Here is a 15,606-nt window from a genome sequence, read left to right on the forward strand (position 1 = left end):
TCTCTTTTGAGACAGCCCCTTTTCATTTATCTAGTAATTGCTACTTTTTAAATCCGATAGGTAAAAAAACTTGGGTATTATCCCAGGCTATTACCAAATTAGCACCTTCTGGAGCATCGATAAAAGTAATAGAAAAAGCCTCAATCGTTTTTTCTGTTTTATTGGTAACCACCTCTGTTCTTAATACATCTTTCTCCATGTTATAAGAAAATGCGCCCCATTTGTCAGTCTGCTTATTGATGATGATAGTCCATTTATCCTGACTAGGAATAGCAAAAAGACTATATCTTCCAGCTTTAATTTTTTTGCCTGCAATGGTTACAGCCTTAAAAAATTGGATTTCGGTATTTTCGTTAGCCCCTAAACGCCAAACTTTATCAAATTGCTCTAAAACGCCAAAAATTTCTCTTCCTTTTTTCTGCGGACGAGAATAGAGTACACGCATTACAGGTGCGATTAAATCTTTAGACTTTGTAACGTTTAATGGGTAGTAAATTACATCTAAAGGGCTAGCATCTACTTTTGGAAAAGTAACACCAGTTGATACATTTTGTGCATTTACAGCCAATGGTCCTACTAAAAAGAGCATCAACAAGCTTAATTTTTTCATCAAAATATTTGTTGTTAGTGGTGTATCTTGATTTTATTGCTTTGCGGCTATAGCTATAAAGGAACCTAGTATTCTCTTCCTTTTACAATTGTATTTAAAAAAACACCACCGAAAATTAAACCGATGATAGCTGCAAGGAAAAGATAGCCAATATGTAAAGTAACGGCAGATACAGCAAGTACAAATGCCAACATGCCCATTACATACCAAACCCAATCAAAATTGTTTTTATTTTCTGAATTACTCATTTTAATAACTTTTGTGCCAAAGTTAATTATTTCAATGAAAAACACCAATTATAATGTAACGATTAGCTAATTCGATGATATGCACAAAAACCAGTAAATACAAACACTATTCATTATCACATCAGCTAATTATCATCTCATTTGGATAATTATATCAATTTTTTAACAACTGGCTTACAGTAACAGCTTTGTAGTCCTTTTGTTTGAGATACTTCAAAAGTTCGGGAAGCTTATCGTAAAATTTATCTTTTCTTCTAGGGTCTGTACCTACATGCAATAACAATATAAAACCGTTTAGGCTCTGCTGTTTTTCGTAAGCAATAATTGATTGATAAATTTCTTCACTGTCTCTGTACGATTTACCCATTTCTGGATAGGTGTAATCTGCAGTAGAACGTGTTCCTGGTGTAAAATTGATGAGTTTAAGTCCGAAATCTTCTGTCCAATTGCTAATGGTTTGGTTATACCATTCGAAAGGAGGGAGAAAGTACGGAGCAGATTTTTTAGTAATGCCGAATTGCGCCATTGCTTTGTAATTGGCAAACAAATCGTTGTTAAATTGTTTCTTCGTTACTAAAAGCGAATCGCGTTTTTTCCAATCGGCATACAACAAATGTTGGTTAGAGTGGGCGCCTAAATAATGCCCTTTTGCTTTAGCTGTTTTTATAAATGCTGAAAATGCAGGGTTTCGATAAAAATTGCCAGTAAGAAAGAAAGAGGCTTTTATTTTTTCTCTTTCTAATGCCGCAATTATTTTCTGACTGCCATCTGCGTATTCATCGCCGGTAAATACAATTGCCAGTTGCTTTTCTTTGGTATCGCCCCTAATAATTGCCCCTTGTTCTTTTTTATAGTTAGAAAACTCTTTACTCGTTCTGCTATCGTAGGCGGCAAGTAGATAAACTAACGAAGCTGTGCCGTCCATGGTTGGCTCGTTGGTGCTATAATCGCCATAATCATCGTGGTAAACAGCTAAATCGCTTTGGAATTCCGCATAATCATCGGGTTTGGTGAGTTGTATGCCAATTAAATTTTTGTAGATGCTGGTGTAAACAGGGCCGTCAACCAAACCGCCATCAATTGGGTATTTTCCCAAGTGCGTAAAAGCCGAATGCGGGTCGGTTGGTGTGTCTCCCCAGTTCGGCAAACCGTAAACCATGCTCGTTCCCCAAGGGTTGCAGCCAAACAGCCAATCGAAGTTAGCCTGTTCTAGCTCAGAAAAAGTACCATCGCCGCTCAATTGCTTGTACCACATACATTGCATGGCAAAGGCAACGGTTAAGTTGTTACTGCACCAGATAAAAGGTACGCCCCGGTAAAAGGCATTATTTTTTGCCCTGCTCCACACGTGCGTGATGCCGTGCTTGTAGTAATCTATCAATTCTCTTTTTCTATCTCCACTGGATTGTTTAGCGAGTTCATAATGTCCTAAATTGATAAATGGATACCATTGATAATGTTTGGCGGTATCTGCTATTAACCAGGGAGTGATAGGCTCTTGTTTGGCATAGTAATAAGCAGAGTCTAAAGATTTTTTGCCGTAACCAGTGGTTTTTCCTGTTTTAGCCAAGGCCAATTCCATGTCGTCAACCCAGTTCTCTTCCGCATATATGTATGGCGATTTTACAGATACTGTTTGTGTAACGCCTTTTTTCTTGAGTGCGTAATAGTAGGCAGTTTTAGATTTTTCTGCTAATTGTTTGGCGTAGTTTTTATCGTTTTGGTAAAGTTCGCTTGCCAAAGCAAAAGCACTGGCAAATTTGGCCGCCGTAGAGCTGGTACCTTTGGTATCGTTCATAAACTTGCCTCGTTGCTGCGGTTTGCCATCAATAAAATATAAGGGGCGTTCAAATCCTTTTCCGTATTGGCTATCTTCTTTTGGGATACGCATAGAGATGTGGTCTCTGTCATCTGCCAATTGATTGAACATGATATTGGGCTGTGGGTGCATTTTCATCAACCAATTTAAACCCCATTTGGCTTCATCTAGCACATCGGCAACGCCATTTTTACCTTCGAGTCCGGTTGCCAATTTGGTGTCTGAAAAAGCTTTTGGGAAATCCCGATAGGCCATTAATAAATGATAGGTGGCATTGGCCGTAGTGGTAGAATATTGGAGGTAATCGCTGGCATCGTGCCAACCGCCAACGGCATCAAAATGGGTGCTATCCTTAAGTCCTCCTTCTTTGCCGTAAACTACAAAGCCATCGTGAGTATGGCAGCTATCTTTTAAAAACGGATTATAGCCACAACGTTGCTGGCGCATGTAGCGCAGGGCAAAATCTGCCGTGTTTTTATAAACGTTTTCGTTAATGATAATTTCGGGCGAAGTAACGCCATCTACTTTGAGGTAGTAATTGCCAGGCGTTTTAAATTCAGAAAAATTTAGCCTTGCCGATGTAGCAAAAGGGCCATAAGCCCCAAAAACCTTGACGTTGTTAGAGCTATAAACAGGCTTTCCACTTGTTTTGTCGATGAGTTCGAAACGCGTTGGAATCTCATTGCCTTTGCTTGCCCATACCGCCACTTTAATAGATTTTGGTTGGTAGCCTAGAAGGTTAACCCTGATCCAGCTTTGCTGATTTTTTGGTTTAAAAGCGAAAAAAAATAAAAGGACAACAACTATGGCAAAAAATGATAGTTTCTTCATAACTAACGGCTAAAATTTGGTTAATCTAAATTAATCAAATCTTTTAAAGAACCGCTAGTTTGTAAATGGAAAGTATGCTACTTGAACTTTCGCATTTGTTTCGGATCTACAATGTAGCCTTGCTGATTTGCTGCACCATCTACCAATTCTTTTACTAAGCTTTTGTTAGCTTCTTTGTCGGCATTGTAAAGTTCTTCGTAATCTTTGGTGTAGTGTGGGTCTGGTACCACGTTAATCTCGAAGAAGAATGTTTGCGAACCTTCTTTTGTATTGGTTTTTATAGTGGTGTAAATGCCAACGTAACCTAAGTTCTTATTACTGTTGTACTCCATTTCTATGGTGCCATATTCGCCCACAGGGATTAGCTTTGTTGGATATTTTGCTACCGTACAACCGCACGAAGGGTAAACCGCGAATATTTTTAATGGATTTTTGCCTGTATTGAAAACTTTTACGTTAATGTTTTGGCGTTGTCCTTGTAAAATAGGAAAATACTTACGTTCTGGGTCTTCAATTTTTATTGTGGTAGTACTGCCGTCCTTATTGTTCGAACAGGCAGATAAAAGGCTTAGCGCTATTATGGAAACGCTTAAAAAGAGCAATAATTTACCGTTATCAAAAAACAATACTTTCTTTCCGTTTCTATTCATACTATTTAATTATTATTTCATCACAAGCCATCGATCTTTTTCGGTTTTCAGCCTGCTTTTTGATTTCAATTCTTAATGTATCATCATTGGCGCCAATTTTTATTGGAATACTGGCACGCACAATTTTTCGGGTATCGCCAACTTCTTCCTTTTCTCCCAACATTATTTCGTAGTTATTTTGCCCAATATATACGCTCACTTTTTCTGGTGGGTATATCTTGTGCTTTTTATCGTAAAGGAAATCAATTTGTAGGGTTGTGGCTTTTTGTAATCCGGCTGTTGTGGTTTCTAAAGAAAACAAGGCGGTGCTGTTGATTAGCCAATTGTTGTAATAATCTTGAAAACCTATGGCACCATCGCTTAAAATGTCGGTAGTTGCGTAATCTTCGTCTAACTTGGATGTAGCCTTAAAATGCTTATGATAAGCTAGGCTTTGATAAGGAGCTGTTATTATCCTCGAGTTCCAAGCGCTGATATAATTGGAAATTGTAAAACCAATTTCATTGTATTTTTCAATTTCGGTAGCACTGCTTAATTGTTTTAAGAGCGAAAGATACTTTTCAACAATAGGGTTTAATGTTAGTTTGCCCCTTTCAAATGTTGCATAACCATTTTCGGCAATGCCGTTTACTCTTAAAAGTTCTAGGTGCTGGAAAACGAGAGATAGCAATAATGTATTGGCTGCTTTTTTATCTGTAGGTTTAAGGTGGTGTTGCTTGGCCGAAATAACATGAATTAGTTTGGCTAGGTCATCTTGTTTAAGGTATTTATGTACCGCATTTTTAATTCCGCCGTAGATGTCTAAGGTACGCTTATTGTTTAGTGCTGTTTGCTCTATTTCAATGTAGTAATCAGCGAGTTCTTTGCCAAAGGCCGGGTACTTAGTTTCAAGAAATAATCTTGTGTGTTGTTTTAGATCTGCTTGTAGATTGTTGAGCAATTTAGCATATAAATAAGCCTTTAAATCTCCAAAAGCAGCAAATGAGCCTTCGTCGCTTCCGTGTATAAAAATGCCTGTAACACCATTTTTAACATAAAATTGAAGGTTTTTCTGCGTTATGGAAACCGTAGGGTGAGCTTCAAAGTAATTGTCGAAATTAATGGCATAATCCCACAGGTAAATGTTTTGGGTTGTTTTTTGCCATTTCTTAAAGGTTTCGGCAATTGAGGCCGCGTGGTTTGAGTGCGCTAAAACAATTCCCTTTGGGAACGACATGGTGCTTATCATTACGCCCACATTTGCATTTACAGGTTTGTTAGGCGGATTTTCGGTAGTGATATAGGCTGTGCTGAAAAAACTAGCCATTGGAAATTTTGCTGCTAACTTATTAATTAAGGCATACACAGCTGGGCTAGCGTTGGTTTTGGTGTTTCCCATTTTAATGCATTTTTCGCAAGTGCATGTCAATTCATTATCGTAGGGCATTACCATAAATTTGTTTGCCGCTGGGTTATCCGATAGCTTTTCGGCAATAGCTACTTCTAAAGCGTTTTGCAATTCGGGGCTAGAGAAGTTCAATTGTTCTTCGTTAGGCACGCCATTAACAATGGCATACATTTTCGGTGTTACTTTAATAAACTTGCCAATGTTGTGTCCCCATAATCCCCAAGTTTCTTCAAGGGTGTTGGTGTTGTTCCACAGTCTAAATTCACTGTCGAAGTTTTGGGTAAAATACGGCTCTTTATAAGTCAATACCGCATCCGATTGGTAAGATAACTCCATTGGCACCACAATGATTTCCTGAAGTAGTTTAGTTTTGTTTTTAGTAAACTCATTTAATGTGGTGTAGTTGCTAAAGAAATACCTTATGGCTTGTTTTAAATCTTTTGCTGAAGATCCAACCACAGAAAGGTAGTTTTCTTTTTGCGTAAGGCTAAAACCGCTTATCTCGGGATTTATTTCGAGCTGAATATAGGTGCTGTTGGTTTTTGGCAATTGTTCGGTAACGGTTAAAGAGATGCCCAACCTGTTAAACAACGCAACCATATCACCAGCTGCTGGTTTTGTATTGTTTTTATAATGCACCAAAGGCTTAACCTCACCTTTTTTATAAAGTACAAAGCCGTTTGAACCAGCACAAGATGTAATGAAAAAATGTGCCAAGATGATTAAAAATGTAGTTCTCTTTTGCATTTTTGCGTGTTAAAACCTTGTTCTCAGAGTTACAAACAAATTATATTGGTTAACGTAAGCCGTTGAACTAACTTTAAAGTTATACCAGTTGCCTTGCATGCCTACCGATGTTCTGGCGTTTAAATAATGGTAATAGCCCGCCCCAACCATAGTGTTTACATAAGAAGTAAATGTATTTACTTGGAAGTCTAGCTTCTGGTCTTCGGGAACTGTACCCATTAAGGCCATTGCGGTAACATAATTTTTCTCGTTCTTCAAGAAAAACCTCGATTGCGCAAAAATACTGTGGTAAAAACTGTCGCCCTCTTGCATGATAAGGCCTTTGGCATTTACCCAAACATTATTAAAGGTTCTTTCTACGCCCAATATACCTGTTAGGAAGCTTCTGCTGTCGTGCATTTTAGTGTAACGAGCACCAACTTCTGCTTGCCATACTTTAGAAAATGGCTGAAAATAAGATAACGAAGCCTTTTGTTTAGGAAAATAGGCATTAGAAATACCCACGCTAGCTGCAAAACTTGCCTTATTATCAAAGCTATGGTACCAATCAACTTCTGCTTGTGCCCCTACACCGGTTTTTCTGCCGGCATAATTACCCCTAATTACGACCTTGCTTTTCTTGTTCAGGTCTCTTAGGTACTCTAAAGTGGCAATTGAGGTATTTAATATGGTAGAATCGGAAGTGGTGTTTAAATAACTTACGTTAACCTGATTTTTAAGCTCTTTGCTTTCTAAATAATCTAGCCTGTCCTTGTGTTCCTGAGGTTTTTCTAAAGGTTTCATAAAACGATAGTGATAATCTCTGGCCGATTTAAAATCTCCCATTTTTTCGAAAACCAAACCTTTTTGGTAAAGTAAATCTGGATAATCTTTGTGATAAACCAAGGTAGAATCTACAATTTGCATAGACCTAACAAGGTCTCCTTCTTCTATTAAAATATTGGTTAGTTTAATAGCTGCAGCGGTGCTTTTCGGGTTAATCACCCTAATTTGATTGTAAATTTCCTTGCTTTTTGCAAAATTACTGCTATCGTCCAATGTTTTGGCATATACCAACATTTCGTCAACGAGTGTGTTTTTTAAGCTGTCGTTAAACGGATATTCTTTATGAAGTTCAAGCAGTAAAGTAGTTGCATTTTCATGTTTTCCGGCCTCTGCATACACTCCGGCAAGTTTCAGTTTTAATTCTTTCGAATCAAGAGACAACAGCGGTCTAGTTTGAATAAATGCAATGGCATCTTCATATTGTTTCATGGCTACCCTTGCGCCAATACCATAATTGTAAGCCTCTAAATGCTGCGGATTGGCTTCTAATAGCTCGTCTGCGATAGCTTTTACCTTTTCAAAATCTTCTTTCTTGTTTAGGTTGCGGATATAGCCTAACGAAGCTGTAGCATACATATGGGCAAACTCTGGTTTGTCTGGGTTTTTTGCCCGATATTCTTTTGCCAAAGTATAAGCGCCACTAAAGTCTTCCATGGCCATTAATAAATCAATTTTATTAAGGATGTACTGGTGATCTAGCGGATAATCGGTAATTAAGCTGTTGATGGTTTGTAGCGCATCTGGATAAGATTTTTGGTTGCTATGGATTGCAAAAATGTACTGCGCTGCGTATTTCTTATATTCTGGTGTTTGCGAAACTTTTAAAAATCCCCATAAAGCTTCTTTATAATTCTGCTCGTTGTAATCTAATTTCGCTTTTTGATAGGCCCAGTTACGATATTTCTCTTTTACATCAGCATCGTTAGGGTAAAGGTTGTTAAGTTTTTCAACGGTGTTGGCTGCTTTTTCCCAATCTTTTTGAGCTTCGAATATGTACAGCTGTTTTGCCAATAGGTCTTTAGAGCTTGGGTTTGCTTTTAATCCCTTGTTAATTAACTCTTCAGCTTGTTTAAAATATCCTCTTGATAATGAGGTTGATAATAGGTAGTCGAATGCTTCTGTGTCTTTCGGGTTTTGATCGTAAATACGAGTGTAAAGCACAAACGGATCTGAGTTTTTGTAGAACCTGGCCGCTTTAGCCACCATATAATTCAATACAGTTTTATAAGATGCGCTTTCGCCTTTTCTCAATCGTTCTTCAATTACCGAAATTGCTTTTTGGTATTCATGGGTTTCATCCAATAGCCCAATTTTCTTGTCTAAAATACCCGAATGTAATGGAATAGCTTGTAAACCCCTATCTGCGATGGATAATGCAGCAGCATAATTACCCATTTTGGTATAAGCATTAATTAAATTGAGGTATCCTTCTGGGTCTGTAGGCGAAATTTCAATAATTTTTTCAAACTGATCTACACTTGAAGGAATATCTTTGTTTTTATTTAACCGAGTTACTTCTTCTTTTAAAATGTTGTTATACAGTGTTTTAATTTCACTGTCTTCAGGGAATATTTGATATAGCCTTTTGGCAGATCTATTGGCTTCTACATAGTTTTGCATTAAACTATATAACTGAACTTTACGTAGCCAAAGCCCTTTGCTGTAAGGTGTAATTTCTAATAGTTCGTTGGCGTAGCAAACGGCACTGTAGTATCTTTTGGTTTGAGTTTCAATGTTAATTAGGTAATGTCTTGCATCAACTCTCCGAGGGCTTTCTTTTAAAACCTCTAATAAGGTAAAACGAGCTTTGTCTAGTTGGCCAAGTTCCATGTAGCATTTGCCCAGATATTCTTTAATATCCATATCTAGTGGCGATTTTTTAAGCGCTCTTTCGCAATAATTGGCTGCTTTTGAGAAGTTGCCTTTTGAGCCCGCTACCCTTGCCATGGTGAAATACTCGTCGGAAGAATCTTGTGCAGATAGGTTGGTGATTAACAATAAACTTAAAATGGATATTGCGAAAAATTTGAATATACGATGTGTGTTCTTGCTCATTAACTTGTCTTTTTAACAGTTCCCGTTAAGCCTTGCCTGGTCATTGTTCCCCATTTCACCTCTCTAGAAGCAAAGTAATTGAAGTATCCTTTTAAAGAAAAGAAAGCCAATAATGGGTGGTAAATGAACGATTCTACAAAAATGAGAATCCATAATTTGAAGGTTTCGTAAAGCGTTTTGTATTGGCGTTGGATAAAATTATCGTATAAGATTACTAACGTTCCGATGGTTATTGCAAAAGAATAAGAATAAAGGAAGATGTAGAGTGCCGCATTCCAGTTTACATCGCCCTTTAATACCAATAAGATAAACCATGCCAGGCCTACTATTTCTATAATTGGCGCCAAAAATTCGTAGAGGAACATAAAGGGAAAAACAACCAAGCCTAAACGCCCGTAACGAGGGTTAAAGAGGATTTTTCTGTGTACCACGAAAATTTGAGCAAGCCCGGTTGCCCATCTAATGCGTTGCCTGGCCAAGATACTTAGGTTGGGCGGCCCTTCGGTCCAACAGCACGAAATCGGAATATAGTCGATATGGTATTTTCGTTTATTGTTGATCATGAAAGCAGCCATTTTGGTGGTTAAGTCCATATCTTCAGCATGAGATTCGCTACTATATCCACCCGAATTAATGGCAATTTCTGTGTTAAATAGCCCTAAGCCTCCCGAAATGTTGGGTACACAGTTTACCAAACCCCAGCCCATTTTACCAAATAAATAAGCCCTTAGGTACTCTAGTTCCTGAAAGCGAGGAATAAGCCCTCTTGGAGGCCTTACCCTGGTAATTGTGCCTTCTTCTACATCGCAACTGTTCGACATTCTTAAAGTTGCACCTACGGCAATGGTATCAACCTTTGAGTTAAGGATAGGTTTAATCATCCTTAACATGGTATTTCTATGTAAAATACAATCTACATCGGTACATAGAAAGTAGGGATATTGCGAAGCATTAATGCCAGCGTTTGAGGCATCGGCCTTTGTGCCGCCATTTACTTTATCTACAATTGTTAAATGGCTATATTTTGGATTTGTAGATTTAAAAATTCTTTTGAAAGGCTTTGTTTTTATCCTTTCTACATAAGCATAAGGCGTTTCTACCAATTCAAATTCTTCTACCAAAAGCTCTAAGGTTTTGTCTTTGCTACCGTCATTAACAATAATTACTTCAAAAAGCGGGTAGTTTAGGGTTAATAACGACTTTACATTAGCAATAATGGTTTTTTCTTCATTATATGCTGGCGCAACAATAGATATTCCTGGGGTGAGAGGAGAGTTAAGTAAAAACTTGTCGTCTAACTTTGAACTATAGGTCTTGTAACGTAATATGTTAATGAAAGAAAATATGCCCAATACCGAATAAAATAGAAAGAGCGAGGAGGCATAAAAAAAGACAAAGTATTCAAATAGCGTAAAAGTAGTATCCATCATTTATATAAGCAGTGGCTAAATTGAAAACCCTAGGTTAGTAGTGTTAAATTGAGGTTCGCTATTTTGGGCGTGCCTGGCGTTTTTTCTTTCAGTCCTTAATCTAGACGGAATTAACGGGTTTTTAATATGTTCTAAAATGAGTTTGTTAAACCCAACTTCAAATAGGTGTAATTTATCTATATGTGTCTGTCCTTCAGTGTTATATTTGTATATAACTTCAGCAATTAGTTTCTTGGTGTCTAGGTTGTTGGCGCCTACATAAATTCCTTTTAAGAAAGCCAACGATTCGCCAGAAGAGATGGCAGACACGGCCTCTATAATTGCATTTTGACAGCTTACGGGTTGGTGGTGATACATCGCTTTGATTTTTTCTTCAATCTCTACAACACGCATCTCGCCTAAGGCAATTATTGCTTCTTTTCTAACTTCGTGGTCAGCGGTGTCTAATAAATTAGTTAGTGCAGGAATGGATATTCTTTGGTTGAAATAAGACACGGCCTTAATGATAAAAATTAGCTGAGAGTTATTTTTAGAGTATTTTATCCATTTACTAAAATTAGGTAAATTGTGTTTATGGTGAGCTTCAAGCTGTTCTAACAAGTTAATTTGATCCCAATAGTTTAAGTTGTTGTCTTGTTGATCAAAAAACTTAAAGGGGTCGTGGTTGCTAATGGCTAGATAAGAGCTTCTAGATTCTTTTCTCAGGAACGAGTTTTTACTGTAGGTATGAGGCAGAATTGATGAATCTGGAACCGTTAGGTCTAAAACCGAAAGCGATTGAAATGTTCTTAGGCGAGTTCTGGTGTTTGAAAAATCAAGCTTTTTGATCAAAAACTCTTCAATTTTAAGACCTGTTATTATACTTCTGTAGTTTTTATTCTCAACTATATCCTTTCCGCTTTTTATAATGTCTTCGAAAGCAGTAATAAGAGGGTCATAGGTTTTGTTGTTTAGCTTCCCAATTTCTTCCGTATATTTCGTTAATACATTTTCGCTTATTAGTAATTCGTGCGAAGCCAAATTTTGAAGAATAAATGCTCTTTGTTTAGGGTATAATTGCTCTTCTATACGTTCTTCTTTGTCTTTGTTCCCTCTAATAAGGTAAATAAAAGCAATAAATATAATAGCGATAACACTATTAAACATGATAAAGTACATGGCAACTTGTAAAACAAAGGGATAAGAAGAAATGAGTTCCAGATATTGTTCTATTGCTGTAAAGAATGACATGGGCGTATAAATTTTCTTCGCCTTTGCAGGCTTTGGTTGGTTTTAGTTTTTACAGTTATAGGCAAAGAAAGAGCCAGAAGCAGTAGGTAAGTCAAAATCAATGGTTTTGCTTTAGTTTCGGTTGTTTTTAAGGGTAAAAGCCGCTTTTTTCTTGAAAAAGCAATGTTTTGCCATTTTTATAAAGGGGGGGGTAAATGCCCTAAGTGGGGAAGATATTCCCAGTAGCTTGTGTTCAATGGTGGTCTTCCTGAACCGGTAATGTTGGCGCTAACTTCTCGAAGTTTTTAGACAATATGAAGCTAATCTGGCGGGTGGAAAGAAAAACACTAATCGAAATGGCGGGGTGGTTGCTGTGAGGGGTAAAATAAAACGCCCCCGATTTTGGCCAGGGGCGCTTTTCCCAAAAAATTAACAATTTTTACAAACCTTAAAACTAAGGTTTTGTAATGCTTTTAAAAGATTTAACCTTTATAAGCACAAGGTAGCAATAATTATCGAAATATCAAAAAGCACCTAAAAAAGAGTAATAGACTACTAAAACTGTCGTTAAAATTTACTTTTATTTTTATCGCAAATTAAATATCCTTATTTTTCGGGATGCAATTAAATCAACCCAGCCAACGCGAACATTATTTTAATAACGAGGTCGTTTCTCGTTTCGAATTGTACAACAGTTTATTTCTTACATTACCGTTCTATAAGATTAAAGATACGGGTACGCTTTTGCCTTTGTTTTTTAAGAGTTGTGAAGAAGGCATTAAAAACCACGAAAAACCAAATGAACTGATTGAGAAGTTTTTTGAAAAGTATGTACACGATAAAGATGAGAAGGGTATTGTAGATTTGTTGTTCCGGTTTATTCAATATATCGAACGCCAAGTAGTGCTTTTTGACGCTGTTGAAGACGCTTCTTTTACTAAATTAAACATTAACGATGAACAAAGTTCTTTGAGAGCATTGTTTTTGAAAGCAAATGATGACCTTAGTTTACATGAAAAGATTGACCATTTGATAGAAGACTTTTCGTTGAGGTTGGTACTAACGGCCCATCCTACCCAGTTTTACCCTGGGCCCGTTTTAGGAATTATCAACGATTTAACTGCGGCCATTAAAGTTAACGACTTTACTGCCATTAATCAGTTGCTGCAACAACTAGGTAAAACTCCTTTCTTCAATAAAAAATCGCCAACTCCGGTAGATGAGGCTTTAAGCTTGGCCTGGTATTTAGAAAATGTATTCTATTTTGCTGCGGCAAACATTCAAACTGGATTAAACCAATTATTAAGCGAATATCATATAGATCCTAAAAAAGTAATAGAGTTAGGCTTTTGGCCAGGTGGCGATAGAGATGGTAATCCGAATGTAAAGGCTAAAACTACTTTGGAAGTTTCTAAAATGTTACGACAAATTCTGTTCAGGTGCTATTACCGTGATTTTAGAAACATTAAAAGGCGTATTACTTTTAGAGGAGTAGAAGAAAGCATAAATTTACTTCAAGAAGTATTGTATAAAAACGCTTTTAATAATGCTATTATAGAGGAAGATATATCTTCTTATATAATTGAAAACTTAAATAATATTATCGACACCTTAAATAGGGATCACGGTGGTCTTTTTGTTAATCTCGCAGAAGATCTGTTAAGAAAAGTAGAGCTTTATCGCTGTCATTTTGCCTCTTTAGATATTAGGCAAGATAGCAGGGTATTAAGAAGCGTACATCAATATTGCAGAAGCCAGAAGCCTATTAACGCATTATATAATGAAAATTACGATACTTTGTCTGAAGATGAAAAACTAAAAGCCATTTCGTTTAGAACTGCCAAAATTATCTATACCGATGAGCAAGACAATTTGATTAAAGATACGTTGCAGACTATTGCTGAAGTAAAGGACATTCAACAGAAAAATGGAGAAGAGGCCTGCCATCGTTTTATTATAAGTAACTGCCAACAAGCAAGTGATATTTTGCAGTTAATGGAACTTTTCTTATGGAATGGATGGGAAGCGAAAGATTTGACTATAGATTTCGTGCCATTATTCGAAACCGTTAACGATTTAGCGGGAGCGGGAGAAATTATGGAAAAACTATATACGCATCCTTTCTATAAAAAGCACTTGGCTTTAAGAGGCGGAAAACAACACATTATGCTGGGCTTTTCTGACAGTACGAAAGATGGAGGGTATTTAATGGCTAACTGGTCAATATTTACGGCAAAAGTTGCTTTAACCAAAGTAGCCGAGGAACACAATATCCAACTGGCATTTTTTGACGGAAGGGGTGGCCCTCCGGCTCGTGGCGGTGGTAAAACACACCGTTTCTACGCTTCTATGGGTAAAGAAATAGCTAATAAAAACATTCAATTAACCGTTCAGGGGCAAACAATTAGTTCGCAATATGGTTCGGTTGATAGTGCCGCATTTAATATAGAGCAATTAATTAATGCGGGTATTTCATCGGGAGTGATAGAAAAACATAACATTTTATTAGACAAGGAAAATTTCGATACCCTTAGCCAAATGGCCAGAGACAGTTACAATGCTTATATCGATCTGCGTAACGATCCGTTGTTTTTGACCTACCTAGAGAAGCTTTCACCACTTAGTTTGCTGTCAAAAATTACGATTAGCAGCAGGCCTGTAAAAAGAAACTCGGGAGAAAAATTAAAATTAGACGATTTAAGGGCAATTAGCTTTGTAACGTCGTGGAGCCAGTTGAAGCAAAACGTGCCTGGATATTATGGGGTGGGCACTGCCTTAAAAGTTCAAGAAGATTTGGGCAATTGGACACAGCTACAAAAAACCTATCAACAATCGGGTTATTTTAAAACAATTGTAGATAACTGTATCATGTCTATGAGCAAATCTGATTTTGAAATTACTGCTTATTTGGCTAACGATAAGGAGTTTGGTGCTTTTTGGAAGCAACTGTATAACGAGTTTGAACTTTCTAAGAAAATGTTGTTCAAATTAACAGGACATACTTCGTTGATGGAGAATTATCCAGTAGAAAAGAAATCTATAGCAGTACGTGAGAAAATTATTTTGCCATTGGTGCTAATTCAGCATTTTGCATTAGATAAGTTACAGGGAGATTTAAGCGAAGAAAAACAACAAGCTTATGAAAAATTAGCCATTAGAACGGTTTATGGTATTGTAAACGCCGGTAGAAACTTGGCTTAGAAGTCGGGAAGTTAGCAACTGGCAAGAAAGATAACAACCTATTACATTATTGATATTTTCCGCAGATGTTATTCAACGAAAATCTGCGGAATTTTTTAATCAATTTTATTAATTACACATTCAACATTATGGCAACGCCGATATTAAGCTGGACTTATAAATCATTCGAAGAGCTATCTAAAACAGAACTTTATGCTATTTTAAGACTAAGAAGTGAGGTTTTTGTTGTTGAACAGCATTGCAATTACCAAGATGTTGACGGTAAAGACCTCAAATGCCACCATTTAATGGCTTGGGATGGCGATAACTTAGTAGCCTATACCAGAATAGTACCTCCCCAAGTTTCTTTCGCAGAAGCAAGCATAGGTAGGGTACTAACTAACGCCAAGTACCGAGGCATTGGCGCAGGTATTACTTTAATGGAAAAAAGCATAGAAAAATTACATGAAACCTATGGTACAAGGCCTATAAGAATTGGCGCACAGCTTTACTTAAAGCGCTTTTACGAGGGATTTGGCTTTGTCAAAAGTAGCAATGAGTACCTGGAAGATGAAATTCCGCATATAGAAATGCTACTGACACCTTAATTTCGCT

The 15,606-nt window shown here is 37.1% G+C and carries 10 protein-coding genes; 2 read left to right on the forward strand and 8 right to left on the reverse strand.

Features of this window, described 5'->3' with window-relative positions; all coding sequences use genetic code 11:
* Positions 1–40: 40 nt before the first annotated feature.
* The 8 genes from B3I52_RS14215 to B3I52_RS14250 all read right to left on the reverse strand — a co-directional run bounded on the left by B3I52_RS14215 (position 41) and on the right by B3I52_RS14250 (position 11,832).
* The gene (locus B3I52_RS14215) at positions 41–610 is read right to left on the reverse strand and encodes a DUF2911 domain-containing protein (protein WP_293302414.1); all 570 of its coding nucleotides are present in this window, start codon (positions 608–610) and stop codon (positions 41–43) included.
* A gap of 65 nt (positions 611–675) precedes the next feature.
* Entirely contained in the window at positions 676–858 is a 183-nt protein-coding gene (locus tag B3I52_RS14220) for a hypothetical protein (protein ID WP_293302417.1), read from the reverse strand.
* A 154-nt stretch (positions 859–1,012) separates the two neighbouring features.
* Positions 1,013–3,508 carry a glycoside hydrolase family 9 protein gene (locus B3I52_RS14225; RefSeq protein WP_293302419.1) on the reverse strand — a complete coding sequence of 832 codons (2,496 nt, stop codon included), beginning with the start codon at positions 3,506–3,508 and terminating at the stop codon, positions 1,013–1,015.
* Between the two features lie 77 nt (positions 3,509–3,585).
* Complete coding sequence (locus B3I52_RS14230) at positions 3,586–4,158, reverse strand: DUF1573 domain-containing protein (protein WP_293302420.1); 573 nt, start codon at positions 4,156–4,158, stop codon at positions 3,586–3,588.
* Between the two features lies 1 nt (position 4,159).
* Positions 4,160–6,292, reverse strand: coding sequence for a DUF4838 domain-containing protein (locus B3I52_RS14235; protein WP_293302422.1), 2,133 nt, complete (start codon positions 6,290–6,292; stop codon positions 4,160–4,162).
* A 9-nt stretch (positions 6,293–6,301) separates the two neighbouring features.
* Positions 6,302–9,172: a tetratricopeptide repeat protein gene (locus B3I52_RS14240; RefSeq protein ID WP_293302424.1), complete on the reverse strand. Its 2,871-nt coding sequence runs from the start codon at positions 9,170–9,172 to the stop codon at positions 6,302–6,304.
* Positions 9,172–10,602 (reverse strand): glycosyltransferase family 2 protein, encoded by a 1,431-nt coding sequence (locus B3I52_RS14245; protein WP_293302425.1) that lies wholly within the window; start codon positions 10,600–10,602, stop codon positions 9,172–9,174. The genes B3I52_RS14240 and B3I52_RS14245 overlap by 1 nt, the downstream gene beginning before the upstream one ends.
* A 15-nt stretch (positions 10,603–10,617) precedes the next feature.
* On the reverse strand, positions 10,618–11,832 hold the full coding sequence (locus B3I52_RS14250) for a HEAT repeat domain-containing protein (RefSeq protein ID WP_293302426.1): 1,215 nt from the start codon (positions 11,830–11,832) through the stop codon (positions 10,618–10,620).
* A 597-nt stretch (positions 11,833–12,429) separates the two neighbouring features.
* On the opposite strand from B3I52_RS14250, the gene B3I52_RS14255 reads away from it, so the two are divergent.
* Together B3I52_RS14255 and B3I52_RS14260 are read left to right on the forward strand one after the other, a co-directional pair.
* A complete protein-coding gene (locus B3I52_RS14255; RefSeq protein WP_293302427.1) occupies positions 12,430–15,012 on the forward strand; it encodes a phosphoenolpyruvate carboxylase in 2,583 nt (860 codons plus the stop codon).
* Between the two features lie 128 nt (positions 15,013–15,140).
* Entirely contained in the window at positions 15,141–15,599 is a 459-nt protein-coding gene (locus B3I52_RS14260; protein ID WP_293302430.1) for a GNAT family N-acetyltransferase, read from the forward strand.
* The last annotated feature ends 7 nt before the right edge of the window (positions 15,600–15,606 follow it).

Source organism: Pedobacter sp. UBA4863 (genome assembly GCF_002399615.1).
Classification (GTDB): Bacteria; Bacteroidota; Bacteroidia; order Sphingobacteriales; family Sphingobacteriaceae; genus Pedobacter.

What these genes read in the sequence shown, in the direction of transcription:
- B3I52_RS14215 (WP_293302414.1), bottom strand. Translation starts at nt 610, where the DNA reads ATGAAAAAATTAAGCTTGTTGATGCTCTTTTTAGTAGGACCATTGGCT.
- B3I52_RS14220 (WP_293302417.1), bottom strand. Translation starts at nt 858, where the DNA reads ATGAGTAATTCAGAAAATAAAAACAATTTTGATTGGGTTTGGTATGTA.
- B3I52_RS14225 (WP_293302419.1), bottom strand. Translation starts at nt 3,508, where the DNA reads ATGAAGAAACTATCATTTTTTGCCATAGTTGTTGTCCTTTTATTTTTT.
- B3I52_RS14230 (WP_293302420.1), bottom strand. Translation starts at nt 4,158, where the DNA reads ATGAATAGAAACGGAAAGAAAGTATTGTTTTTTGATAACGGTAAATTA.
- B3I52_RS14235 (WP_293302422.1), bottom strand. Translation starts at nt 6,292, where the DNA reads ATGCAAAAGAGAACTACATTTTTAATCATCTTGGCACATTTTTTCATT.
- B3I52_RS14240 (WP_293302424.1), bottom strand. Translation starts at nt 9,172, where the DNA reads ATGAGCAAGAACACACATCGTATATTCAAATTTTTCGCAATATCCATT.
- B3I52_RS14245 (WP_293302425.1), bottom strand. Translation starts at nt 10,602, where the DNA reads ATGATGGATACTACTTTTACGCTATTTGAATACTTTGTCTTTTTTTAT.
- B3I52_RS14250 (WP_293302426.1), bottom strand. Translation starts at nt 11,832, where the DNA reads ATGTCATTCTTTACAGCAATAGAACAATATCTGGAACTCATTTCTTCT.
- B3I52_RS14255 (WP_293302427.1), top strand. Translation starts at nt 12,430, where the DNA reads ATGCAATTAAATCAACCCAGCCAACGCGAACATTATTTTAATAACGAG.
- B3I52_RS14260 (WP_293302430.1), top strand. Translation starts at nt 15,141, where the DNA reads ATGGCAACGCCGATATTAAGCTGGACTTATAAATCATTCGAAGAGCTA.